At 66.2% G+C, this 24,902-nt stretch carries 11 protein-coding genes, 1 tRNA gene, 3 rRNA genes and 1 pseudogene; 3 read left to right on the forward strand and 13 right to left on the reverse strand.

Annotated elements, in window-relative coordinates; genetic code table 11:
* Positions 1–72 precede the first annotated feature (72 nt).
* Positions 73–873, forward strand: coding sequence for a DNA-formamidopyrimidine glycosylase family protein (locus OHB49_RS12990; RefSeq protein WP_329160393.1), 801 nt, complete (start codon positions 73–75; stop codon positions 871–873).
* Positions 874–909: 36 nt separating this feature from the next.
* The gene (locus OHB49_RS12995) at positions 910–1,674 is read left to right on the forward strand and encodes an SDR family NAD(P)-dependent oxidoreductase (protein ID WP_329160395.1); all 765 of its coding nucleotides are present in this window, start codon (positions 910–912) and stop codon (positions 1,672–1,674) included.
* Positions 1,675–1,840: 166 nt separating this feature from the next.
* On the opposite strand, the pseudogene OHB49_RS45840 reads toward OHB49_RS12995, so the two are convergent.
* The 9 genes and pseudogenes from OHB49_RS45840 to OHB49_RS13040 form a co-directional block, all read right to left on the reverse strand.
* Positions 1,841–2,083 (reverse strand): annotated as a pseudogene (locus OHB49_RS45840) (hypothetical protein); the annotation flags it as partial.
* Between the two features lie 305 nt (positions 2,084–2,388).
* A complete protein-coding gene (locus OHB49_RS13005; RefSeq protein WP_030927058.1) occupies positions 2,389–2,772 on the reverse strand; it encodes a helix-turn-helix domain-containing protein in 384 nt (127 codons plus the stop codon).
* A gap of 109 nt (positions 2,773–2,881) precedes the next feature.
* A complete protein-coding gene (locus tag OHB49_RS13010) occupies positions 2,882–3,391 on the reverse strand; it encodes a CinA family protein (RefSeq protein WP_329160396.1) in 510 nt (169 codons plus the stop codon).
* The gene (pgsA, locus tag OHB49_RS13015; protein WP_030974183.1) at positions 3,388–4,107 is read right to left on the reverse strand and encodes a CDP-diacylglycerol--glycerol-3-phosphate 3-phosphatidyltransferase; all 720 of its coding nucleotides are present in this window, start codon (positions 4,105–4,107) and stop codon (positions 3,388–3,390) included. The genes OHB49_RS13010 and pgsA overlap by 4 nt, the downstream gene beginning before the upstream one ends.
* The gene (rimO, locus tag OHB49_RS13020) at positions 4,104–5,582 is read right to left on the reverse strand and encodes a 30S ribosomal protein S12 methylthiotransferase RimO (RefSeq protein ID WP_329160398.1); all 1,479 of its coding nucleotides are present in this window, start codon (positions 5,580–5,582) and stop codon (positions 4,104–4,106) included. The genes pgsA and rimO overlap by 4 nt, the downstream gene beginning before the upstream one ends.
* A 121-nt stretch (positions 5,583–5,703) precedes the next feature.
* Positions 5,704–6,504 carry a helix-turn-helix domain-containing protein gene (locus OHB49_RS13025; protein WP_030974187.1) on the reverse strand — a complete coding sequence of 267 codons (801 nt, stop codon included), beginning with the start codon at positions 6,502–6,504 and terminating at the stop codon, positions 5,704–5,706.
* A gap of 219 nt (positions 6,505–6,723) precedes the next feature.
* Entirely contained in the window at positions 6,724–9,510 is a 2,787-nt protein-coding gene (locus tag OHB49_RS13030) for a DNA translocase FtsK (RefSeq protein WP_329160400.1), read from the reverse strand.
* Positions 9,511–9,678: 168 nt separating this feature from the next.
* Entirely contained in the window at positions 9,679–10,356 is a 678-nt protein-coding gene (locus OHB49_RS13035) for a response regulator (protein WP_313939502.1), read from the reverse strand.
* A gap of 244 nt (positions 10,357–10,600) precedes the next feature.
* The gene (locus tag OHB49_RS13040) at positions 10,601–16,021 is read right to left on the reverse strand and encodes a HAMP domain-containing protein (protein ID WP_030974193.1); all 5,421 of its coding nucleotides are present in this window, start codon (positions 16,019–16,021) and stop codon (positions 10,601–10,603) included.
* 403 nt (positions 16,022–16,424) lie between these two features.
* Here OHB49_RS13040 and OHB49_RS13045 point away from each other — a divergent pair, with 403 nt between their 5' ends.
* On the forward strand, positions 16,425–19,052 hold the full coding sequence (locus OHB49_RS13045; RefSeq protein WP_234432897.1) for a SpoIIE family protein phosphatase: 2,628 nt from the start codon (positions 16,425–16,427) through the stop codon (positions 19,050–19,052).
* Between the two features lie 130 nt (positions 19,053–19,182).
* Here OHB49_RS13045 and OHB49_RS13050 read toward each other — a convergent pair.
* The 4 genes from OHB49_RS13050 to OHB49_RS13065 form a co-directional block, all read right to left on the reverse strand.
* Positions 19,183–19,255: transfer RNA gene (locus tag OHB49_RS13050), tRNA-Thr, on the reverse strand.
* Between the two features lie 205 nt (positions 19,256–19,460).
* Positions 19,461–19,577: ribosomal RNA gene (rrf, locus tag OHB49_RS13055) — 5S ribosomal RNA — on the reverse strand.
* A 79-nt stretch (positions 19,578–19,656) separates the two neighbouring features.
* Positions 19,657–22,781: ribosomal RNA gene (locus tag OHB49_RS13060) — 23S ribosomal RNA — on the reverse strand.
* A gap of 296 nt (positions 22,782–23,077) precedes the next feature.
* Positions 23,078–24,603: ribosomal RNA gene (locus OHB49_RS13065) — 16S ribosomal RNA — on the reverse strand.
* The 16S, 23S and 5S rRNA genes sit together here with 1 tRNA gene alongside, the layout of an rRNA operon.
* Positions 24,604–24,902 lie beyond the last annotated feature (299 nt).

The following is a 24,902-nucleotide window of genomic DNA, read 5'->3' on the forward strand; positions in this document are numbered from 1 at the left end:
CCCCGCGCCCGCCCACGGCCCCTCGCACCCCGCACCCCGCCCCCCCCCGCCCCCACCACGCATCATGGAGACATGCCCGAAGGAGATACCGTCCTGCAGACCGCCAAGCGTCTGCACACTGCACTGGCGGACCAGGTCCTCACCCGCTCCGACCTGCGCGTCCCCCGGTTCGCGACCGCCGACCTCACCGGCCGGACCGTCCTCGGCACCCTTTCGCGTGGCAAGCATCTCCTCACCCGGATCGAGGGCGGCCTCACTCTCCACAGCCATCTGCGGATGGACGGTTCCTGGCGCGTCTACGCCCCGGGTGAGCGCTGGCGCGGCGGCCCGGCCCATCAGATCCGCGCGATTCTCTCCACCGCGGACCACACAGCGGTCGGTTACCGGCTGCCCGTCCTGGAACTCCTCCGCACAGTCGACGAGGAGAAGGCGGTCGGCCATCTCGGCCCCGATCTGCTGGGCCCCGACTGGGACCCCGACACCGCGCTGCACAACCTGCTCGCCGCCCCCGCCCGCCCCCTCGGTGAAGCCCTCCTGGACCAGCGCAACCTGGCCGGCATCGGCAACATCTACAAGGCCGAACTCTGTTTCCTCGCCCGCGCCACCCCCTGGCTCCCCGTCGGTGACCTGCCCGCCACCACCGCCGTGCGCCTGGTCGCCACGGCCAAGCAGCTCCTCGAAGCGAATCGGGACCGACCGGTCCGCACGACCACCGGTTCCCGGGCCCGCGGGTACGTCCCGACTGAGCGGCTGTGGGTGTACGGCCGGACCCACCGCCCCTGCCTGAGGTGCGGTGCCCCCATCCGTGCGGCGGAGCAGGACACCCGTCCCACGTATTGGTGCCCGCGCTGCCAATCGGGCCCCACACCATAGTTGACGCACCGTCAGATGCGGTCGTACGGTCCGGACATGCCTCTCACCGCGTACGACCTCACCGGCCGCTCCGCGTTCATCACCGGCGCAGCCGGCGGCATCGGCCGCGCCAGTGCCGTCCTGCTCGCGGAGGCGGGAGCAACCGTCCACTGCGCGGACCGCGACGGGACAGGCCTCCTGGAAACGCAGGAGATGATCACCAAAGCGGGTGGCGCAGCCCACACCCATCAGCTCGATGTCACCGACCGCAGTCAGCTCCGGGACGCGGTGGCCGCAGCGGGCGGCCTCGACATCCTGGCCGCCGTCGCCGGAATCATGCACACGAGCAGCGTCCTGGAGACGGCGGACGAGGACCTCGACCGCGTCCTCGCCGTCAATTTCAAAGGCGTTCTGTACGCCTGCCAGGAGGTGGCCCGCAGCATGATCGCGCGCGGCGCACCCGGCTCACTGATCACCATGGCCTCGGGCGCGGTCGACGCCGCAAGCCCGGGCCTGCTCTGCTACAGCGCCGCCAAGGCGGCGGTCGTCCAGCTGACCAGGACCCTGGCGACCGAGCTCGGGCCTCGTTCCATCCGCGTCAATGCTGTCGCGCCGGGCTGGATCCGTACCCCGATGACCGCCAAGCACGACGCGGAAGTGCAGCATCGGACAGAGACCGCGATGGTCCGGATCTCTCCGCTCGGCCGGGTGGGTGAGGCAGAAGATGTCGCCCACACGGTCCTGCACCTGGCGTCCGACGCGTCGGCCTTCATGACCGGCCAGATCCTCCGCCCGAACGGCGGCGTCGCCATGCCCTGGTAGTACGCCACGCCTCGGCAGCGAGCCGCGTTCCGGCGGTGCCCCACACTCCGGCAGTACGCCACACCTCGGCAGCGAGCCGCGCCCCGGCGGTGCCCCACACTCCGGCAGTACGCCACACCTCGGCAGCGAGCCGCGCCCCGGTGGCGCCCCACACTCCGGCAGTACGCCACGCGCTGCCGGCACGACGTATCCCGACCGCGAACCACCCGGCCGTGTCGCCGTCAGCCCCGGCCGCTGCGGTCGGACCGGCGCTCGCGGCCACATGGACAGGCAGGAGACTCAGCCCCCAACCGCCCGCTGCCACCGCGCCCTCGACCAGCCCTACGCGTTCCGGCTCCAGCAGCAGCCGCAGCACAGCCCACCACCACACCCCGCCGAGAACGAGCGCGGGCACCCATCGACGTACCATGGCTGCCTCCTCCGACCGAACCTAGTCCGGCCCGATCACCCGGCGGGAGAGCGCACCGGTGCAGTACCGGCGCGCGCGGCGCGGACGAGCCTCCATTCGTAGGGCCTCATGACCTCACAGTCATCGACGCCTCACCCACGATGGCACATATGAGTTGAAACCGTAATTCGGGAAATTCAGCTAATAGGCAGACCTCTCGAGCGCCTCATCCCGCACATCGCCCGTCCGAGCCTCCGCACACACAGAAGCCCCGACCGACCCCAGAAGGGGCCGACCGGGGCTCCGGTGCACACCGAGTGCGCGGGTCAGGCGGCGACGACATCCACCGCTTCCGCGGGTGCCTTGATTGTCACCCGTCCCGTCGGCACACCTGCCACCGACGTCACGGAGACGGAATTGAGCATGGGGCGCACCGGTACAGGTACCGGATCGCCGGCTGCTGCCGACTCGGCCAGCTCAGCCAGCGACAGCTCATCGCTCACTTCACGCATGAGCTCGGACATCCGTACGTCAAGCGCGTCGCAAATGGCGGAGAGCAGCTCGGAGGATGCCTCCTTCTGCCCCCGCTCCACCTCGGAGAGATAGCCGAGCGAGACTCGGGCGGACGAGGAGACTTCGCGCAGAGTACGGCCTTGGCGCTGGCGCTGCCGACGCAGCACGTCACCAAGCAGGCGACGGAGCAGAATCATCGGTGGCTCCCTCCTCGGACCGCGTAGCCGCATCCTTCACGCCCCACCGTACCGCCTTGCGCTGCGGCCGTGCGGGGAGCGATGTCGTGTTCACTCAGGGCTGCAAACATCAATTCCCCCCGTTGTGTTCCGTATCCTGTGCGCTCGCATTCTCGCCGAGTTCGCCGGAGAGCAATTCGAGCACGCTCCGTACACTCTCTCTACGGATGTCCGTCCGGTCGCCGTTCAACCGCAGCGCGGCCACTTTCTCCGCGCCGTCCGGCCCCGCGACCGCCACGTAGACCGTTCCGACGGGCTTGCCGTCCTGTGGCTCCGGTCCCGCGACGCCGGTGGTCGACAAACCCCAGTCTGCACCGAGAACGCGTCGCACACCTGTCGCCATCTGCCGCGCGACCTCGGGATCCACCGCACCGTGCGCTGCCAGCAGGGCCCCGTCCACAGCCAGCACGTCCCGCTTCAGGGGCGTGGCGTACGCCGTCACGGACCCACGGAAGGATTGCGAGGCACCGGGTACGGAGGTCAGCTCCGCCGCGACCAGGCCGCCGGTCAGCGACTCGGCGACGGCGAGAGTCTCACCACGCTCCACGAGCCGCTGCAGCACCCGGGCCGCGGAAGTCACCGCTCGGCCTCCGCGGAATCCGAAGCACCGGCGGACGCGGATGCCCCGGAAGCCCGGTCGGCCGCAGCAGCCCGCTCAGCCGCCAGCCCCTTGCGCCGCAGCACAACCGCCTGACGTACATAGTCGAGCCCGGTGACGACCGTCAACACGACGGCCACCGCCATCACCCAGAAGCGCATCGTGGCCAGCGGGCCGGTCAGCGCCAGGACATACATCCCGACGGCCGTCCCCTGCGCCAGTGTCTTCATCTTCCCGCCGCGACTGGCCGGAATCACCGCATGCCGTATCACCCAGAACCGCATCAAGGTGATGCCGATCTCGCGGAAGAGGATCACGCCCGTGACCCACCACGGCAGATCGCCGAGGTACGACAGACAGATCAGCGCCGCACCCATGATCGCCTTGTCGGCGATCGGGTCCGCGATCTTCCCGAAGTCGGTGACCAGGTTGTACGTGCGCGCCAGGTGACCGTCGAAGAGGTCGGTGATCATGGCGACGGCGAACGCGGCCCAGGCGAACGAGCGCCAGGCCGGGTCGTAGCCGCCGTTGTGCAGGAGCAGCATGACGAAGCCGGGCACCAGCAGCAGCCGCACCATGGTCAGGATGTTGGCGATGTTCCACAGGCTGGCCTGATTGACGGCCGCAGTGCCCAGCTTGCCGCCGCGGACCGGCTTCGTGCCGGATCCGCCTGCCGCGGATGCCGGGACTCCGGTCATCTGGCTGCCTCCGCAAGCTCGGAACACTCGGCCACCAGGTCCACTCCCTCGGTGCCCACCACCTTTGCCTCGACCATACGGCCCGGCACGAGGCCCTCGCGCCCGGTGAAGAGCACCTGGCCGTCCGTTTCGGGGGCCTGATGCGCCGCACGCCCCACGGCGCGCGGCTCGTCGTCCGTGGGGTCGACCGACTCGACCAGCACGTGGAGGGACTCTCCGAGCCGCTCCTCCGCGCGCTGGGTTGTCAGCTCCTCGGCCAGCTGCGAGATGTGCGCGAGCCGCTCCGCGATGACGTCGGCACCGAGCTTGTTCTCGTAGCCGACCGCCTCCGTGCCCTCCTCGTCGGAGTACCCGAAGACGCCGATGGCATCGAGCCGCGCACCTGTGAGGAAGCGTTCCAGCTCCGCGAGGTCGGCCTCGGTCTCCCCGGGGAAGCCCACGATGAAGTTCGACCGTGCACCGGCCTGCGGCGCCTTGCCGCGGATGGTGTCCAGGAGCTCCAGGAAGCGGTCGGTGTCCCCGAAGCGGCGCATCGCGCGCAGCACCCCGGGGGCGGAGTGCTGGAAGGAGAGATCGAAGTACGGGGCGACCTTCGGCGTCGACGTCAGCACGTCGATCAGACCGGGTCGCATCTCGGCCGGCTGCAGGTAGCTGACCCGGATCCGCTCGATCCCGTCGACGTCGGCGAGCTCCGGCAGCAGCGTCTCCAGCAGCCGGATGTCGCCGAGGTCCTTGCCGTACGAGGTGTTGTTCTCGGAGACCAGCATGACCTCCTTGACGCCCTGCTCGGCGAGCCAGCGGGTCTCCTGCAGAACGTCCGAGGGGCGGCGCGAAATGAAGGAGCCGCGGAAGGACGGGATGGCGCAGAAGGAGCAGCGGCGGTCGCAGCCGGAGGCGAGCTTCACCGAGGCGACCGGGCTGGTGCCCAGCCGGCGGCGCAGCGGGGCGCGCGGCCCGGAGACCGGCGCCACCCCGTCCGGGAGGTCCGCAGGGGCCGGGGCGGCCTCCTGGGCGTGCCCGGGCAGCGCGACCGCGGCGTCCTGCCGCTCCGCCGGGCTGATCGGCAGCAGCTTGCGCCGGTCACGCGGGGTGTGCGAGGCGTGGATGCCCCCGTTGAGGATGGTCTGGAGGCGGTCGGAGATGTCGGCGTAGTCGTCGAAACCGAGGACCCCGTCGGCTTCCGGCAGGGCTTCGGCAAGATCCTTGCCGTAGCGCTCGGCCATGCAGCCGACCGCGACCACGGCCTGGGTCCGGCCGTGGTCCTTCAGATCGTTGGCTTCGAGAAGAGCATCGACGGAGTCCTTCTTGGCGGCCTCGACGAATCCACAGGTGTTGACGACGGCGACATCCGCGTCGGAGGCATCCTCGACGAGCTCCCAGCCGTCCGCTGCCAAGCGGCCTGCGAGCTCCTCCGAGTCCACCTCGTTACGGGCGCAGCCAAGAGTGACAAGGGCGACGGTACGGCGTTCGGGCATGGGCTCAAGACTACTTTGTCCTGGCACTCACCCCGCCGAGCAGGGTTCCGCCCTTACAGGGAGTGACAATGACGCGAGCGCCCGGCAGGATTGCCGGGCGCTCGCGGTGTACACATTGCCGTCAGCCGACCTCGGGGTCGCCCTTCGTGTACGAGAGCCGTTCGACCTGGCCCGGCTGGAACTTGTCCTCGACCTTCTTGCCGTTGACGAAGAGCTCGATCGAACCGGCGTCACCGAGGACGAGGTCGATCCGCTCCTTGTCCTGGAAGGTCTTGGACTGGCCCTGCAGCAGCAGCCCGTCGAAGAGCTGCCGCCCGTTGTGGTCCTTGGCGGAGATCCAGCTCTTGCCCTGACTGGCGCTGAGCTTGACCGTGACCTTGTCCCGCGGGGCCGCGGCGATGGCGCTGTCGGACGGTACGGGCTTGGGGTCGGTGGTCTTGGTGGGCTTGGGTTTGGGGCTGGTTGTGTTGGGCGTCGAACCTTCCGCGACCTGCGTGGACGTGCCGCCGTCGTCACCACCCTTGAAGAAGGTGAAGCCGACGAAGCCGACCACGGCGACGATCGCCGCGACCATGGCCGCGGTCCAGTTGGGCCGACGGGGATCGGAGCGGATCCGTTCGGCTTCAAACATCGGCGCCGCCGGCGTGGGCGCGGGACGGCCGCCGTGCTCGGCGTCGTACTGCGAAACCAACGGTTCCGGGTCGATGGAGACGGCGCGCGCCAAGGTGCGGATATGGCCGCGGGCATACACGTCGCCGCCGCAGCGGGAGAAGTCGTCCTCCTCGATCGCGTGCACGATGGGGATGCGCACCCGGGTGGACGAGCTGACCTCTTCGACCGTGAGACCTGCGGCGATACGAGCCTGCTGAAGCACTCGACCGATCGAAGGCCGGTCGTCTTCGGGGGAGTTGCCGATGGACACGGGGGCGCCTTTCGAGCGTGAGCCACCTGCTGGGTGTTCAGTCTAGGGGGGGTACGAAAGGGTGAGGCAACCGGGAGCAAGGACTTTGTACGCCATCGGATTCGAACACCATCGGATGCGAACGCCGTCCCATTCGCCGGACGCCCTCTGGAAGAACATCCTGCTGCCCCTTCCCTCAAGTTGACGTGCGACCCGGCGAAACGGTTGCCCATCAGACCCTTACGAAGCAGTTTCCCCGCGGATCTGTGCCAACACCTCGTCCAGTTCATCCGGTTTCACCATGACATCGCGCGCCTTGGACCCCTCGCTCGGTCCGACGATGTTCCGCGACTCCATGAGGTCCATGAGCCGGCCGGCCTTGGCGAAGCCGACCCGCAGTTTGCGCTGGAGCATCGAGGTCGAACCGAACTGGGTGGAGACGACCAGCTCGGCGGCCTGGCAGAGCAGATCCAGGTCGTCGCCGATGTCCTCGTCGATCTCCTTCTTCTTGGCGCCGCCGACCACCACGTCCTCGCGGAAGACGGGCGCCATCTGATCCTTGCAGTGTTGGACGATGGCCGCGACCTCGCCCTCCGTGACGAACGCGCCCTGCATGCGGGTGGGCTTGTTGGCCCCCATCGGCAGGAACAGTCCGTCCCCCTTGCCGATCAGCTTCTCGGCGCCGGGCTGGTCGAGGATGACGCGGCTGTCGGCGAGCGAAGAGGTCGCGAACGCGAGCCGGGAGGGCACATTCGCCTTGATCAGACCGGTGACGACATCGACCGAGGGCCGCTGGGTGGCGAGCACGAGATGGATGCCTGCGGCGCGCGCCAGCTGGGTGATGCGGACGATGGAGTCCTCGACGTCGCGCGGAGCGACCATCATCAGGTCGGCCAGCTCGTCGACGATGACCAGCAGATACGGGTACGGGGAGAGCTCCCGCTCGCTGCCTTCCGGCAGCTTGACCTTGCCGTTGCGCACGGCCTGGTTGAAGTCGTCGATGTGCCGGTATCCGAACGCTGCGAGGTCGTCGTACCGGAGGTCCATCTCCCGTACGACCCACTGCAGTGCCTCGGCGGCGCGCTTCGGGTTGGTGATGATCGGCGTGATCAGGTGCGGGATGCCCTCGTACGCGGTCAGCTCGACGCGCTTGGGGTCGACCAGCACCATCCGTACGTCCTCCGGCGTCGCCCGCACCATGACCGAGGTGATCAGGCAGTTGATGCAGGACGACTTGCCGGAACCGGTCGCACCGGCCACCAGCACGTGCGGCATCTTCGCGAGGTTGGCCATCACGTAGCCGCCCTCGACGTCCTTACCGAGCGCGACCAGCATCGGGTGGTCGTCCTCGGCCGCGTCCGCGAGGCGCAGCACGTCGCCGAGGTTGACCATCTCGCGGTCGGTGTTGGGGATCTCGATGCCGACGGCGGACTTCCCCGGGATCGGGGAGATGATCCGGACGTCGGGGCTGGCGACGGCGTACGCGATGTTCTTGGCGAGCGCCGTGATCCGCTCGACCTTCACAGCAGGGCCGAGCTCCACCTCGTAGCGCGTCACCGTCGGTCCGCGGGTGAAGCCGGTGACCGCGGCATCGACCTTGAACTCGGTGAAGACGTTCGTCAGGGAGGCGACGATCGTGTCGTTGGCGGCGCTGCGGGTCTTGCCCGGGCCGCCGCGTTCCAGCAGGTCGAGCGAGGGCAGCGCGTACGTGATGTCCCCGGAGAGCTGCAGCTGCTCGGCGCGGGCCGGCAGCGGCTGGGACTGTGAGCGGTCGGGCGCGGGCTTCGTCAGATCGGGTACGCCGTCGAAGAGCGCTGCACTCTTCTCCGGCTTCCCCGCCCCCTGGGCCTGCTCCGCCTCCCGGGCGCCGGGCACCGGGGTGCCCGGCCGTTCACGGTCCCGCTCGACGGTGACGCCCTGGGTGAGGTCGGCGACGATCGGCGAGGGCGGCATGCCGTTGAGAACCGCCCCGTCGAGCGCCGCGGCCGCGGCCGCGGCGACGTCCACCGCGTCCATGGTGCGGTTCATCGCAGGCTGCACGGACGGCCTGCGCGGCCTGCGGCGCTTGGAGAGCGCCTCGGCCTCCGCCTGCTCGGGGTCGTACTCCTCGGGCGCCTCGGAGCGGCGCGCGGAGGAGCGTCGTGAGCGGGCGGGCAGCGCGTCGCGCCACTGCTCGTCGTACCGCTCGTCGTCGCTCTCGTCATCCGCCTCGGGGTCGTACTCCGGGTCGACGATCCCCAGCTTGGAGCCGAGCAGTCGCAGCCGCTGCGGAATGGCGTTCACCGGGGTCGCGGTGACGACGAGCAGTCCGAAGACGGTGAGGAGCAGGAGCAGCGGTACGGCGAGGACCTCGCCCATGGTGTAGATCAACGGCTTGGAGGCGGCCCAGCCGATCAGGCCGCCCGCGTCCTGCATCGCCTCGCTGCCGTCCTCGCGGCCCGGCGATCCGCACGCGATGTGCACCTGGCCGAGTACCCCGATGACCAGGGCGGAGAGTCCGATGACGATACGACCGTTGGCCTCGGGCTTCTCGGGGTAGAGGATCAGCCGCACGGCGATCGCGCCGAGCAGTATCGGGACGAGCAGATCGAGCCGGCCGAAGGCGCCGGTGACGAGCATCTCGACGAGGTCGCCGACGGGGCCCCGCAGATTCGACCAGGTGCCCGCGGCGACGATCAGCGCGATCCCGAGCAGCAGAAGGGCGACGCCGTCCTTGCGGTGTGCGGGATCGAGTCCCTTGGCGCCGCGCCCTATGCCCCGGAGCATCGCGCCGACGGCATGGGCTGCACCGAGCCAGATGGCGCGCACCAGCCAGTACACACCCCCGGTGGGTGACGGTGCGGGTCTGGGGGCAGCCGCCTTCTTGGCCGACGCCTTCTTGGCCGGTGCCTTCTTCGCGGGCGCCGTCTTCTTCGCGGCGGCTTTCTTCGCGGGCGCGGCTTTCTTCGCCGGACCCGCGGTACGGCCGGGACGCTTCGCGGTGCCCGCCGTGCCCTGGGAACCCTTGCCGGACGTACGTGAGGCCATGGTGCCGAGGTTACCGGTGTCGGCGGCCGTGAACACGTGCGCCTCTGGGTTCACCCGACCGTGTCGCCGCACGGAGGCCGGAAACTGACGCGCCCTCACGGTGGACGGGCCGTCAGCGTCCCGACCCCGAACGTGGCTTGGGGGTCGGGGAGTTCCGCGGAGGGCGTGTTACGAAGGAAGCGCGGCCGTGCCGCTCCCGGTGCCCGGCTCCAGCGCGTCGAGCGCACGCCGCAGTCCGGTCAGCTTCCGCTCGAGATGGGCGGCAGTGGCCACCGCCGCGGCGTCCGCCGACTCGTCGTCGAGCTGCTTGGAGAGGGCCTCCGCCTGCTCCTCGACGGCCGCGAGGCGCGCCGAGAGTTCGGCCAGCAGACCGGCGGGCTCCTTGTCCTGGTCCGCGCTCGGCCGACCGCCGCCCTCGAGCTGGAGCCTGAGCAGTGCGGCCTGCTCGCGCAGTTGGCAGTTCTTCATGTAGAGCTCGACGAAGACCGAGACCTTGGCGCGCAGCACCCAGGGATCGAACGGCTTCGAGATGTAGTCCACCGCGCCCGCCGCGTACCCCCGGAAGGTGTGATGCGGACCGTGATTGATCGCGGTGAGGAAGATGATCGGGATGTCCCGGGTCCGCTCCCGTCGCTTGATGTGCGCGGCGGTTTCGAAACCGTCCATGCCTGGCATCTGGACGTCCAGCAGAATGACCGCAAAGTCGTCCGTCAGCAGCGCTTTGAGCGCTTCCTCCCCTGACGATGCCCGTACCAGGGTCTGATCGAGCGCAGAGAGGATGGCCTCCAGCGCCAGCAGATTCTCCGGCCGGTCATCGACCAGGAGGATCTTGGCCTTCTGCACCATGGCCCGTCCTCCTCGCCCCGGAATCGCACCGGGCGCCGCCCCAGGGGACGACTCCCTTGCGCCGTCCGTCCTTGTGCCGGTCATGGTAGCCGCACCCCGCCCGTCACCACACCCTGTCACCGCGATGTCACTGTGCACATACCAAAAACGCGGTGGGAGACCAGAAGGTTCCCCGTCCACCGCCCTCTCACACCCCTTCGAGCACAGTCGATCAGCAACTTATCGTGATCCGCTCAATCGACGATCACTCTCCGCGCATCCACTGCTCCATGACGGAGAGCAGATGGTCGGGATCAACCGGCTTGGTGACATAGTCGGAAGCACCGGAATCGATCGCCTTCTCCCTGTCGCCCTTCATCGCCTTCGCGGTCAGCGCGATGATGGGCAGCCCGGCGAACTGCGGCATCCGGCGGATCGCCGTCGTCGTTGCATAGCCGTCCATCTCCGGCATCATGATGTCCATCAGCACAACCGTCACATCATCGTGCTGCTCCAGGACTTCGATGCCCTCGCGCCCGTTCTCCGCATACAGCACCGAGAGACCGTGCTGCTCCAGCACACTGGTCAGCGCGAAGACGTTACGGATGTCGTCGTCGACGATCAGCACCTTCTCGCCATCGAACCGGAACACCTTGCGGGCCTCGGGCTCCTCCTGACCGGCCGCCGCCCACGACTCCTGGGGCGGCGCGGTGCTCCTCGCCGACAGCGCCGGCCTCTGCTCCCTTCCGCCGAGCGCCTTGCGGCGATGCCGGAACAGCCCTGCGGAACCGACCTGACCGTGCGGTGCCGACAGACGGGTGGCCGCCCCCGCCTCCGGAATCAGCCCTTCCTCGACCGCCTGGCCATGCGCCTCGATGGGACCGGGACCGATCTGCGGGTAGCCCTGCGGCGGCAGCTCACTGGGGTGCAGCGGCAGATACAGCGTGAAGGTCGAGCCACGGCCCGGCTCGCTCGCCGCATGGATCTCGCCGCCCAGCAGCCGGGCGATCTCCCGGCTGATGGACAGCCCGAGCCCCGTACCGCCGTACTTGCGGCTCGTCGTACCGTCCGCCTGCTTGAACGCTTCGAAGATCACCAGCATCTTGCTGGACGCGATCCCGATACCGGTGTCGGTGACCGAGAACGCGATCAGATCGGCGTCGGCGTCCCGCAGCGAACCGGCTTCGAGGAGCTGTTCACGGATGGCGTTCGGCACATCGGCGCCGGCAGGCCTGATCACCAGCTCGACGGCGCCGCTGTCGGTGAACTTCACCGCGTTGGACAGCAGATTGCGCAGCACCTGCAGCAGCCGCTGTTCGTCCGTGTGCAGCGTCGCGGGCAGCTCCGGCGACACCCGTACGGAGAAGTCGAGCCCCTTCTCCGCGGTGAGCGGCCGGAACGTCGCCTCCACATAGTCGACCAGCTGGACCAGTGCGATCCGGGTCGGGCTGACGTCCATCTTGCCCGCCTCGACCTTCGACAGATCCAGGATGTCGTTGATCAGCTGGAGCAGGTCGGAACCGGCCCCGTGGATCGTCTCGGCGAACTCCACCTGCTTCGGCGAGAGATTGCCCTCGGCGTTGTCCGCGAGCAACTTGGCCAGGATGAGCAGCGAGTTGAGCGGCGTACGCAGCTCGTGCGACATGTTCGCCAGGAATTCGGACTTGTAGCGCATCGAGACGGCGAGTTGCTCGGCGCGCTCCTCCAGGACCTGCCGGGCCTCCTCGATCTCGGTGTTCTTCACCTCGATGTCGCGGTTCTGCTGTGCCAGCAGCTCGGCCTTCTCCTCCAGTTCGGCGTTGGAGGCCTGCAGTGCCTTCTGCCGGTTCTCCAACTCCTCCGAACGATCCCGCAGTTGCTCGGTCAGCTCCTGCGACTGCTCCAGGAGCTTCTCCGTCTTGGTGTTGACACTGATCGTGTTGACGCTCGTCGCGATCATCTCGGCGAGCTGGTTGAGGAAGTCCCGCTGAATGTGGGTGAACGGCTGGAACGAGGCCAGCTCGATCACACCGAGGACCTGCCCCTCGAAGAGCACCGGCAGCACGATCACATGCGCGGGCGGAGCCTCGCCCAGCCCCGAGGAGATCTTCAGATAACCCGGCGGCACGTTGTCCACCTGGATCGTCCGCTTCTCCTCCGCCGCCGTGCCGATGAGCGTCTCACCCGGCCGGAACGACGTCGGCATCGATCCCGCGGAGTAGCCGTAGCTGCCCCGCATCCGGAGCACATATGCGCCTTCCTTGTCGGCCTCCGCGCCCATCGCCTCGATGTCGCCGGTCGGCACGGCCAGGAAGAACGCCCCGTGCTGCGCCGAGACGACCGGGGTCAGCTCGCTCATGATCAGCGAAGCGACGTCCTCGAGATCGCGACGCCCCTGCATCAGACCGGAGATCCGGGCGAGGTTGCCCTTGAGCCAGTCCTGCTCCTTGTTGGTGGCCGTGGTGTCGCGCAGGTTGGCGATCATCGTGTTGATGTTGTCCTGCAGGGCCTGGATCTCGCCGGCCGCGTCCACGTCGATCTTGAGGTTGAGATCGCCGCGGGTCACCGCGGTGGCGACGGCCGCGATGGCTCGCACCTGACGGGTCAGGTTCCCGGCCATCTCGTTCACGGACTCGGTGAGATCGCGCCAGGTGCCGTCCACGTCCCGGACCCGCGCCTGACCGCCCAGCTGCCCCTCGGTGCCCACCTCGCGGGCCACCCGGGTCACCTGGTCCGCGAAGGACGACAGCTGGTCGACCATCGTGTTGATGGTGTTCTTCAGTTCCAGGATCTCGCCGCGGGCGTCGATGTCGATCTTCTTGGTGAGATCGCCCTTGGCGATGGCGGTGGTGACCGTGGCGATCTGGCGCACCTGACCGGTCAGGTTGGACGCCATCGAGTTCACCGACTCGGTCAGGTCCTTCCACGTGCCGGAGACGCCCGGGACCCGCGCCTGGCCGCCCAGCTCACCCTCCGTGCCCACCTCACGGGCGACTCGCGTCACCTCGTCGGCGAACGACGACAGCGTCGTCACCATCGTGTTGACGGTGTCGGCGAGCTCGGCGACCTCGCCACGGGCCTCGACGGTGACCTTCTTGGTGAGGTCGCCGTTGGCGACCGCGGACGAGACCCGGGAGATGTTCCGCACCTGGCTGGTCAGGTTGTTGGCCATCAGGTTGACGTTGTCGCTGAGGTCCTTCCAGATGCCCGTCGCACCTCGCACCCGGGCCTGGCCGCCCAGGATGCCCTCGGTACCCACCTCGCGCGCGACTCGCGTCACCTCGTCGGCGAAGTTGAGCAGCTGGTCCACCATCGTGTTGACGGTCGTCACCAGCTCGAGGATTTCGCCCTTGGCGTCGACGGTGATCTTCTTCGAGAGATCGCCCTTGGCGACCGCTGTGGTGACCTCGGCGATGTTGCGGACCTGCAGGGTCAGGTTGTTCGCCATGCCGTTGACGGACTGGGTGAGGTCCTTCCAGGTACCGGACACGCCCTGTACCTCGGCCTGGCCGCCCAGAATGCCTGCTGTGCCCACCTCACGGGCGACCCGCGTCACCTGCTCCGCGAAGTTCGACAGCTGGTCCACCATCGTGTTGAGGGTGTTCTTCAGCTCCAAAATCTCGCCGCGGGCGTCCACGTCGATCTTCTGCGACAGGTCACCGCGCGCCACCGCGGTCGCGACCTGTGCGATGTTACGCACCTGGGCGGTGAGGTTCCCCGCCATGCCGTTCACCGAATCGGTCAGATCGCGCCACACACCGGCCACGCCGGGCACCTGCGCCTGGCCGCCGAGCCGCCCGTCCGTGCCCACCTCACGTGCCACCCGGGTCACCTGCTCGGCGAAGGCGGAGAGCTGGTCGACCATCGTGTTGATGGTGTTCTTCAGCTCCAGGATCTCGCCGCGGGCGTCCACGTCGATCTTCTGCGACAGATCACCCCGCGCGACCGCAGTCGTCACCTGGGCGATCTGACGCACCTGCGAGGTCAGGTTCCCCGCCATGAAGTTGACGGAGTCGGTGAGCTCCTTCCACGTACCGGAGACACCGTCGACCCGCGCCTGGCCGCCGAGCCGGCCCTCCGTGCCCACGTCCCGCGCCATCCGGGTCACCTGGTCGGCGAAGGACGACAGCTGCGCCACCATCGTGTTGACGGTGTTCTTCAGCTCCAGCATCTCGCCGGCCACATCCACGGTGACCTTCTGCGACAGATCGCCGTTCGCGACCGCCGTCGTCACCTGCGCGATGTCCCGCACCTGACCCGTCAGGTTCCGGAACGCCGTGTTCACCGAATCGGTGAGGTCCTTCCACGTACCCGCCGCACCCGGTACCTCGGCCTGTCCGCCCAGCCGGCCCTCGACACCGACCTCCCGGGCGACCCGGGTCACTTCGGAACCGAAGGACTGCAGCTGGTCCACCATCGTGTTGACGGTGTTCTTCAGCTCCAGCATCTCGCCGGCCACATCGACCGTGACCTTCTGCGTCATGTCACCGCTGGCCACCGCCGTGGTCACCTGAGCGATGTCCCGCACCTGCGTCGTCAGGTTCCGGAAGACCGTGTTCACCGAATCGGTGAGGTCCTTCCACGTACCCGCCGCACCCGGAACCTGCGCCTGACCGCCGAGCAGACCCTCGCCACCGACCTCGCTCGCCACCCGCGTCACTTCGTCCGCGAAGGTCCGCAGCGTCTCGGTCATCTGGTTGATCGTCTCGGCGAGCTGCGCCACCTCGCCGCGCGCACTGACCGTGACCTTCTGCGACAGGTCACCGTTGGCGACCGCCGTCGTCACCTCGGCGATGCCGCGCACCTGCGAGGTGAGGTTTCCGGCCATCGTGTTGACGGAGTCGGTGAGGTCCTTCCACACCCCGGCCACCCCGGGCACCGTCGCCTGACCACCCAGCTCGCCCTCCGTGCCCACCTCACGGGCGACCCGGGTCACCTCGGAGGAGAACGACGACAGCTGGTCGACCATCGTGTTGACGGTGTTCTTCAGCTGGAGCATCTCGCCGGCCACATGGACGGTGACCTTCCGCGACAGATCACCCTTGGCGACCGCCGTCGTCACCAGCGCGATGTCCCGCACCTGCGCGGTGAGCCGGTACGCCATGGTGTTGACGGAGTCCGTGAGGTCCTTCCAGGAACCGGACATTCCGCGCACCTGGGCCTGCCCGCCCAGCTTGCCCTCGGTACCCACCTCGACCGCCACCCGCGTCACCTGCTCGGTGAACGCCGACAGCTGGTCGACCAGGTTGTTGACCGTACGAGCCACCTTCAGGAACTCGCCACGCAGCGGTCGCACGGTCTCGTCGGTCGTGTGCGACCGGAGCTCCATCCGCTGTTCGAGATCACCGTCGGCGACCGCCGAGAGGACCCGTCCGACCTCCGACACCGGCCGCGCCAGATCATCGACCAGCTCGTTCGAGGCATCGATGGCAGCGGCCCAGGAGCCCTCGCAGGCCCCCGTCTCCAGCCGCTCGGTCAGCTTCCCCTCGCGCCCGACCACGCGACGTACACGTGCCAGTTCGCCGGTGAGATGAAGATTACGGTCGGCGACCTCGTTGAAGACCGCCGCGAGCTCCGTCATCACGCCGTCGCCCGACACGGTCAGACGCCGACGGAAGTTCCCGTCGCGCATCGCCACCAGGCCCGCGAGCAGTCTGTTGAGCGCCGCCGCATCGACGTCGATCGTTCCATTGCGCTGTTTCTTCACGGACTGTCCGCCTTTTGTGCGCGTGCCTGATCCCCGCGCCGCCACGCCAGACTCCACCGTGTCCCTCCCGCAGGGGTTGACCGTATCGCTCGGGCCTTTATCTGGGAGCTTGCCCAGTTCCACATTGGCTCACCGCCACTGCCCACCGTTGACGGGTGACCATGCGGACGTCAAATCGTTGAAACGTACCAGGCCGAAACGGATCGAGGTGGAGCCTCCAACGGTTGTCCATCATCCCTCCGTTGGGAAGCCCACACTTGTCCGCTCACCGACCACATCCTGGTCGCCCTTGTCCGAACTCGGCCCTCGTGTACCCGGGACCGACACCGAGCGTCTAGCCTGGCTAAGCGAATCGAAGCGGCGAGAAACGGGCACAGGACTCGGGGAAGCGACGAGACACCATATGGGGAGTGCTGTGATCACCGCGCGCGCGGCTGCCACCTTCGACCCGGTCGGGCGCTCCGTCGCGACCGCTCGCGCCTTCGTGCGTGACACCCTTCAGGGCTGGGGGTACACGGACATCGTGGACGACGCGGTCGTCCTCACCAGCGAGCTCGTGACCAACGCGGTGGTGCACGCAGGCACCGCCGCCGACGTGCTGTGTCTGCGTACGGAGGACGGCGTCCGGGTCGAGGTCTCCGACCACTATCCGGAACGGGAGATCCCGCTCCAGAGCACCGGTCTGGACTTCGGCAGCCCGGACCGGGAGAGCGGCCGCGGTCTGCTGCTCTGCGCGGCGCTCGCTTCCCGGTGGGGCGTCGAGTACTCCCCGACCCACAAACACGTCTGGTTCCAGCTCGAACTCCCCGAACGTCCGGTGGGCATCCGCTCCGCCGGCCCCCTGCTCCCCACGGCTCTCCTCCCGGTCGCCGACGAACGCGTCCGGGTCGCCGTCGTCCAGATCGACAGCTCCGGTTCCATCGCTGCCTGGAACGACGACTGCACGTACCTCTTCGGCTACAGCGCGGATCAGGTCACCGGTAAGCAACTCACCGACTTCATGGCGTGGCCGCACACTCCCGGCACCAACACAGGCATCGCCGACGCGCTCCAGCTCTCCCGCTGGGAGGGCAGTTACGGGATCCGCGGCGCCGACGGCCGCACCATCCCGGTCTATGCCTCGCACCTCAGAGTCCGCGACACCCAGGGCGAACCGTCGACAGTCTGTCTGCTCGTCCGCGACTACGAACGCGCCGTGCTGCAGTCCCCGGTCCGCACCCCCGTCTCCGACGTCGGCGCCGAGAGCCGCACCACGGACCCGTTCGAGGTCTTCATCGGCTCCCCCGCCCCCGACGACCTCGACGGACTGCTCCAGCGCACCGTCGAGCGGGCCCGCGACATGCTCGACGCGGATTCGGCCTTCCTGCTGCTGGCCACGGACGACGAGACGGAGCTGGAGGTACGGGCCACGACCGGCCTCCCGTCCGCCCGTCAACGCTTCGCCCGGGTCCCTGTCGAGGCCGGCACCGGCCGGTACGGTTCCGCCCGGATGCCCGCCGTCCACGAGGACCTCACCGCCGTGCCCGGGGCCGTACCCCTGCTCGGCGGGACCGGCATGCGCTCCGTCGTCACCGTCCCGCTCAAGGTCGAAGGCCGGCTCACCGGCTCACTCGGTGTCGCCGCCGAAGCGCCGGGCCGGTACACCAACGAGGAAGCCCTGCGCCTCCAGTTCGCCGCTGACCGCATCGCGCTCGCCGTCGAATCGGCCCGCCTCGGCGAACTCGAACGGCTGCGCCGCGGTTCGCTGTCCTTCCTCGTCGAGGCCTCCGACCTCCTTGCCGGCACGCTCGACCGGGACCAGACACTGGCGCTGATGGCCCAGATGACGGTCCCCACCCTGGCCACCTGGTGCGCCGTCTACACGATCGCCGACCAGTCCTCGGAGCCGTACCTCTCGTATGTGCTGCACGAGGACGAGGAGCTCATCGACGGCCTCAAGGCACTGCTCTCCAAGATCTCCCCGCCGGACCCCGTGCCGACACCCGGCGCCCGGGTCTGGACGGCACCCTCCGAGGCCGCCCACGAGGCGGCCCTGCGCACCTCCATGCGCAGCCTCGGCCTCAGCGAGTCCACCGCTCTCGGCGCCGGCATCCGCACGACGCTGGCGACCGCGGCCGCGGTGGGCGGCGAGACGGTGGTCCTGCCGCTCGTCGCCCGGAACCGCGTCATCGGCATGCTCACGCTCGGCAAACCGTCCGACGACCACTTCCGCCAGGAGATCCTCGAACTCGCCGAGGACCTGTCCCGCCGTGCCGCCCTCGCCCTCGACAACGCCCGGCTCTACTCGGAGCGCATGGCGATCAGTCAGTCCCTGCAGCGCAGCCTGCTGCCGCCGGGCCTCCCCGATGTGCCCAATGTCGAGATCGAGGTCATCTACCGGGCGGCCGGCGAGGGCAACGAGGTCGGCGGCGACTTCTACGACGTCTTCCCGATCCGGGACGGCGCATACGGCTTCGCCATCGGTGACGTCTGCGGTACGGGCCCGGAGGCCGCGGCCGTCACGGGCCTCGCCCGCCACGCCCTGCGCCTGCTCGCCCGCGAGGGCTTCGGCGGCCCGGCCGTCCTGGAACGTCTCAACGCCGCCATCCTCGACGAGGGTTCCCGCAGCCGCTTCCTCACCCTCCTCTACGGAGAGCTGTGGCCCCAGAAGGACGGCAGCGCCCTGCTCAAGGTGGTGTGCGCCGGTCATCCCCTGCCACTACGCCTGCGCCAGGACGGGACGGTCGAGGCAGCAGCCGAACCGCAGCCGCTGCTGGGCGTCATCGAGGACCTCGAACTGTACGAGCAGACGGTCACCCTCAGCCCCGGCGATGTCCTGCTCTGCGTGACGGATGGCGTGACAGAACGCCGTGAAGGTACCCGCATGCTGGGAGACGACGGCCTGGCCGACGTTCTCACCACGTGCACGGGCCTCACGGCCGGAGCGGTGGCGTCCCGTGTCCTGCGGGCCGTCGAACGCTTCGCCGCCGAACCGGCCTCCGACGACATGGCCATCCTGGCGATGCGGGTCCCGGAACCGCACACGGCCTGACGGCGACTCATCGGTGAGCTGCTCGCCGCCCCCGGCACCGGCAACCCGGACCACCTCCAGAAGAGTGAGCCTGAAGGCACCGGACATGCGAAAGGCCCCCGCCATCGGCGGGGGCCTTTCGCATTACCTGAGCCCCAATACGGAATCGAACCGTAGACCTTCTCCTTACCATGGAGACGCTCTACCGACTGAGCTATTGGGGCCTGTTGCGCGGTGGCAACGGGATAGAGCATACCCCGAACTCAGGGAGATTCATAACCACGCGCGGCGCAAGTCCAAGCCTTCTTGTCGACCCCTGCCTTCGCCTGCCGCACGGTCCGATACGGTGTGCCGGCACACCGGGGTGCTGGCACACGATAAACGCAGAAAAGCCCCGCACCAGAGGTGCGGGGCTTTCCCGGAATAATTGTTCGGCGGCGTCCTACTCTCCCACAGGGTCCCCCCTGCAGTACCATCGGCGCTGAAAGGCTTAGCTTCCGGGTTCGGAATGTAACCGGGCGTTTCCCTAACGCAATGACCACCGAAACACTATGAAATTAACCAACACCGGGCAACAACACGGCCGTTCGTTATTTCAGAACTAACACAGTGGACGCGAGCAACTGAGGACAAGCCCTCGGCCTATTAGTACCAGTCAGCTCCACCCGTTGCCGGGCTTCCACATCTGGCCTATCAACCCAGTCGTCTACTGGGAGCCTTAACCCCTCAAAGGGGGTGGGAACACTCATCTCGAAGCAGGCTTCCCGCTTAGATGCTTTCAGCGGTTATCCTTTCCGAACGTAGCCAACCAGCCATGCCCTTGGCAGGACAACTGGCACACCAGAGGTTCGTCCGTCCCGGTCCTCTCGTACTAGGGACAGCCCTTCTCAATATTCCTACGCGCGCAGCGGATAGGGACCGAACTGTCTCACGACGTTCTAAACCCAGCTCGCGTACCGCTTTAATGGGCGAACAGCCCAACCCTTGGGACCGACTCCAGCCCCAGGATGCGACGAGCCGACATCGAGGTGCCAAACCATCCCGTCGATATGGACTCTTGGGGAAGATCAGCCTGTTATCCCCGGGGTACCTTTTATCCGTTGAGCGACAGCGCTTCCACAAGCCACTGCCGGATCACTAGTCCCGACTTTCGTCCCTGCTCGACCCGTCGGTCTCACAGTCAAGCTCCCTTGTGCACTTACACTCAACACCTGATTGCCAACCAGGCTGAGGGAACCTTTGGGCGCCTCCGTTACTCTTTAGGAGGCAACCGCCCCAGTTAAACTACCCATCAGACACTGTCCCTGATCCGGATCACGGACCCAGGTTAGACATCCAGCACGACCAGAGTGGTATTTCAACGGCGACTCCACAACCACTGGCGTGGCTGCTTCAAAGTCTCCCACCTATCCTACACAAGCCGAACCGAACACCAATATCAAACTGTAGTAAAGGTCCCGGGGTCTTTCCGTCCTGCTGCGCGAAACGAGCATCTTTACTCGTAGTGCAATTTCACCGGGCCTATGGTTGAGACAGTCGAGAAGTCGTTACGCCATTCGTGCAGGTCGGAACTTACCCGACAAGGAATTTCGCTACCTTAGGATGGTTATAGTTACCACCGCCGTTTACTGGCGCTTAAGTTCTCAGCTTCGCCGACCCGAAAGTCAGCTAACCGGTCCCCTTAACGTTCCAGCACCGGGCAGGCGTCAGTCCGTATACATCGCCTTACGGCTTCGCACGGACCTGTGTTTTTAGTAAACAGTCGCTTCTCGCTGGTCTCTGCGGCCACCCCCAGCTCATGGAGTAAATCCAATCACCAGTGATGGCCCCCCTTCTCCCGAAGTTACGGGGGCATTTTGCCGAGTTCCTTAACCATAGTTCACCCGAACGCCTCGGTATTCTCTACCTGACCACCTGAGTCGGTTTAGGGTACGGGCCGCCATGAAACTCGCTAGAGGCTTTTCTCGACAGCATAGGATCATCCACTTCACCACAATCGGCTCGGCATCAGGTCTCAGGCTCATGTGTGACGGATTTGCCTATCACACGCCCTACACCCTTACCCCGGGACTACCACCGCCCGGGCTGGACTACCTTCCTGCGTCACCCCATCGCTTACCTAGTACAAGTCTGGTTCGTCGGCTCCACCACTACCCTCAACTCCGAAGAGATCGGGCCGGCTTCACGGACTTAGCATCGCCTGATTCAGTATTGGGCGTTTCAAAGCGGGTACCGGAATATCAACCGGTTGTCCATCGACTACGCCTGTCGGCCTCGCCTTAGGTCCCGACTTACCCTGGGCAGATCAGCTTGACCCAGGAACCCTTAGTCAATCGGCGCACACGTTTCTCACGTGTGTATCGCTACTCATGCCTGCATTCTCACTCGTGAACCGTCCACAACTCGCTTCCGCGGCTGCTTCACCCGGCACACGACGCTCCCCTACCCATCCCAGCAGGCGTTGGCCCTTAATGCTGGAATGACACGACTTCGGCGGTACGCTTGAGCCCCGCTACATTGTCGGCGCGGAATCACTTGACCAGTGAGCTATTACGCACTCTTTCAAGGGTGGCTGCTTCTAAGCCAACCTCCTGGTTGTCTCTGCGACTCCACATCCTTTCCCACTTAGCGTACGCTTAGGGGCCTTAGTCGATGCTCTGGGCTGTTTCCCTCTCGACCATGGAGCTTATCCCCCACAGTCTCACTGCCGTGCTCTCACTTACCGGCATTCGGAGTTTGGCTAAGGTCAGTAACCCGGTAGGGCCCATCGCCTATCCAGTGCTCTACCTCCGGCAAGAAACACACGACGCTGCACCTAAATGCATTTCGGGGAGAACCAGCTATCACGGAGTTTGATTGGCCTTTCACCCCTAACCACAGGTCATCCCCCAGGTTTTCAACCCTGGTGGGTTCGGTCCTCCACGAAGTCTTACCTCCGCTTCAACCTGCCCATGGCTAGATCACTCCGCTTCGGGTCTTGAGCGTGCTACTAAAACGCCCTATTCGGACTCGCTTTCGCTACGGCTTCCCCACACGGGTTAACCTCGCAACACACCGCAAACTCGCAGGCTCATTCTTCAAAAGGCACGCAGTCACGACTGTCGCTCCGAAGAACAACAGCGACGCTCCCACGGCTTGTAGGCACACGGTTTCAGGTACTATTTCACTCCGCTCCCGCGGTACTTTTCACCATTCCCTCACGGTACTATCCGCTATCGGTCACCAGGGAATATTTAGGCTTAGCGGGTGGTCCCGCCAGATTCACACGGGATTTCTCGGGCCCCGTGCTACTTGGGTGTCTCTTAAACGAGCCGTTAATGTTTCAGCTACGGGGGTCTTACCCTCTACGCCGGACCTTTCGCATGTCCTTCGCCTACATCAACGGTTTCTGACTCGCCTCACAGCCGGCAGACTGTGAAAAAGAGATCCCACAACCCCGCATGCGCAACCCCTGCCGGGTATCACACGCATACGGTTTGGCCTCATCCAGTTTCGCTCGCCACTACTCCCGGAATCACGGTTGTTTTCTCTTCCTGAGGGTACTGAGATGTTTCACTTCCCCTCGTTCCCTCCACACTGCCTATGTGTTCAGCAGCGGGTGACAGCCCATGACGACTGCCGGGTTTCCCCATTCGGACACCCCCGGATCAAAGCTCGGTTGACAGCTCCCCGGGGCCTATCGTGGCCTCCCACGTCCTTCATCGGTTCCTGGTGCCAAGGCATCCACCGTGCGCCCTTAAAAACTTGGCCACAGATGCTCGCGTCCACTGTGCAGTTCTCAAACAACGACCAGCCACCCATCACCCCACCCCTAAGGGCGAGTTCACTGGGGCCGGCAACTGAAGGCAACCTTGCGGCCATACCCTCAGACACCCAACAACGTGCCCGACACGACCGACCATCCCCCACGTTCCACGCCGAAGCAGTACTAGTGAAAAACAACCTGTCGTGCCGAATAGTCAACGTTCCACCCATGAGCTAACCACCGTCGAACATTTGCCGACGTAGTGGCTCTGGATTCCTTGCGGAATCTAGATGCTCCTTAGAAAGGAGGTGATCCAGCCGCACCTTCCGGTACGGCTACCTTGTTACGACTTCGTCCCAATCGCCAGTCCCACCTTCGACAGCTCCCTCCCACAAGGGGTTGGGCCACCGGCTTCGGGTGTTACCGACTTTCGTGACGTGACGGGCGGTGTGTACAAGGCCCGGGAACGTATTCACCGCAGCAATGCTGATCTGCGATTACTAGCAACTCCGACTTCATGGGGTCGAGTTGCAGACCCCAATCCGAACTGAGACCGGCTTTTTGAGATTCGCTCCGCCTCGCGGCATCGCAGCTCATTGTACCGGCCATTGTAGCACGTGTGCAGCCCAAGGCATAAGGGGCATGATGACTTGACGTCGTCCCCACCTTCCTCCGAGTTGACCCCGGCAGTCTCCTGTGAGTCCCCATCACCCCGAAGGGCATGCTGGCAACACAGAACAAGGGTTGCGCTCGTTGCGGGACTTAACCCAACATCTCACGACACGAGCTGACGACAGCCATGCACCACCTGTATACCGACCACAAGGGGGGCACCATCTCTGATGCTTTCCGGTATATGTCAAGCCTTGGTAAGGTTCTTCGCGTTGCGTCGAATTAAGCCACATGCTCCGCTGCTTGTGCGGGCCCCCGTCAATTCCTTTGAGTTTTAGCCTTGCGGCCGTACTCCCCAGGCGGGGAACTTAATGCGTTAGCTGCGGCACCGACGACGTGGAATGTCGCCAACACCTAGTTCCCAACGTTTACGGCGTGGACTACCAGGGTATCTAATCCTGTTCGCTCCCCACGCTTTCGCTCCTCAGCGTCAGTAATGGCCCAGAGATCCGCCTTCGCCACCGGTGTTCCTCCTGATATCTGCGCATTTCACCGCTACACCAGGAATTCCGATCTCCCCTACCACACTCTAGCCTGCCCGTATCGACTGCAGACCCGGGGTTAAGCCCCGGGCTTTCACAACCGACGCAACAAGCCGCCTACGAGCTCTTTACGCCCAATAATTCCGGACAACGCTTGCGCCCTACGTATTACCGCGGCTGCTGGCACGTAGTTAGCCGGCGCTTCTTCTGCAGGTACCGTCACTCTCGCTTCTTCCCTGCTGAAAGAGGTTTACAACCCGAAGGCCGTCATCCCTCACGCGGCGTCGCTGCATCAGGCTTTCGCCCATTGTGCAATATTCCCCACTGCTGCCTCCCGTAGGAGTCTGGGCCGTGTCTCAGTCCCAGTGTGGCCGGTCGCCCTCTCAGGCCGGCTACCCGTCGTCGCCTTGGTAGGCCATCACCCCACCAACAAGCTGATAGGCCGCGGGCTCATCCTTCACCGCCGGAGCTTTTAACCCCGTCCCATGCGGGACAGAGTGTTATCCGGTATTAGACCCCGTTTCCAGGGCTTGTCCCAGAGTGAAGGGCAGATTGCCCACGTGTTACTCACCCGTTCGCCACTAATCCACCCCGAAGGGCTTCATCGTTCGACTTGCATGTGTTAAGCACGCCGCCAGCGTTCGTCCTGAGCCAGGATCAAACTCTCCGTGAATGTTTTCCCGTAATCGGGAGACACATCACGAGAGCGGGACGATCAGCCGGAATAAGACCGACCGTCCACAGCGTCCTCGCTGTGTAATTGCCTACCGGAACCACAAAGGCCCAGCAGGACTTTCAAAGGAACCACCAACCTGCCGAAACAGGCCGGGGTATCAACATATCTGGCGTTGACTTTTGGCACGCTGTTGAGTTCTCAAGGAACGGACGCTTCCTTCGTACTCACCCTCTCGGGCTTTCCTCCGGGCTTTTCCCTTCGGTCTTGCGTTTCCGACTCTATCAGACTCTTTCGTG

This window comes from Streptomyces sp. NBC_01717, from assembly GCF_036248255.1.
GTDB lineage: Bacteria > Actinomycetota > Actinomycetes > Streptomycetales > Streptomycetaceae > Streptomyces.

Bases quoted from the DNA above. Each gene is read 5' to 3' on its own strand.
- OHB49_RS13035 (WP_313939502.1), bottom strand. From the start codon at position 10,356: ATGGTGCAGAAGGCCAAGATCCTCCTGGTCGATGACCGGCCGGAGAAT.
- OHB49_RS13005 (WP_030927058.1), bottom strand. From the start codon at position 2,772: ATGATTCTGCTCCGTCGCCTGCTTGGTGACGTGCTGCGTCGGCAGCGC.
- rimO (WP_329160398.1), bottom strand. From the start codon at position 5,582: ATGCCCGAACGCCGTACCGTCGCCCTTGTCACTCTTGGCTGCGCCCGT.
- OHB49_RS13030 (WP_329160400.1), bottom strand. From the start codon at position 9,510: ATGGCCTCACGTACGTCCGGCAAGGGTTCCCAGGGCACGGCGGGCACC.
- pgsA (WP_030974183.1), bottom strand. From the start codon at position 4,107: ATGACCGGAGTCCCGGCATCCGCGGCAGGCGGATCCGGCACGAAGCCG.
- OHB49_RS13045 (WP_234432897.1), top strand. From the start codon at position 16,425: ATGGGGAGTGCTGTGATCACCGCGCGCGCGGCTGCCACCTTCGACCCG.
- OHB49_RS12990 (WP_329160393.1), top strand. From the start codon at position 73: ATGCCCGAAGGAGATACCGTCCTGCAGACCGCCAAGCGTCTGCACACT.
- OHB49_RS12995 (WP_329160395.1), top strand. From the start codon at position 910: ATGCCTCTCACCGCGTACGACCTCACCGGCCGCTCCGCGTTCATCACC.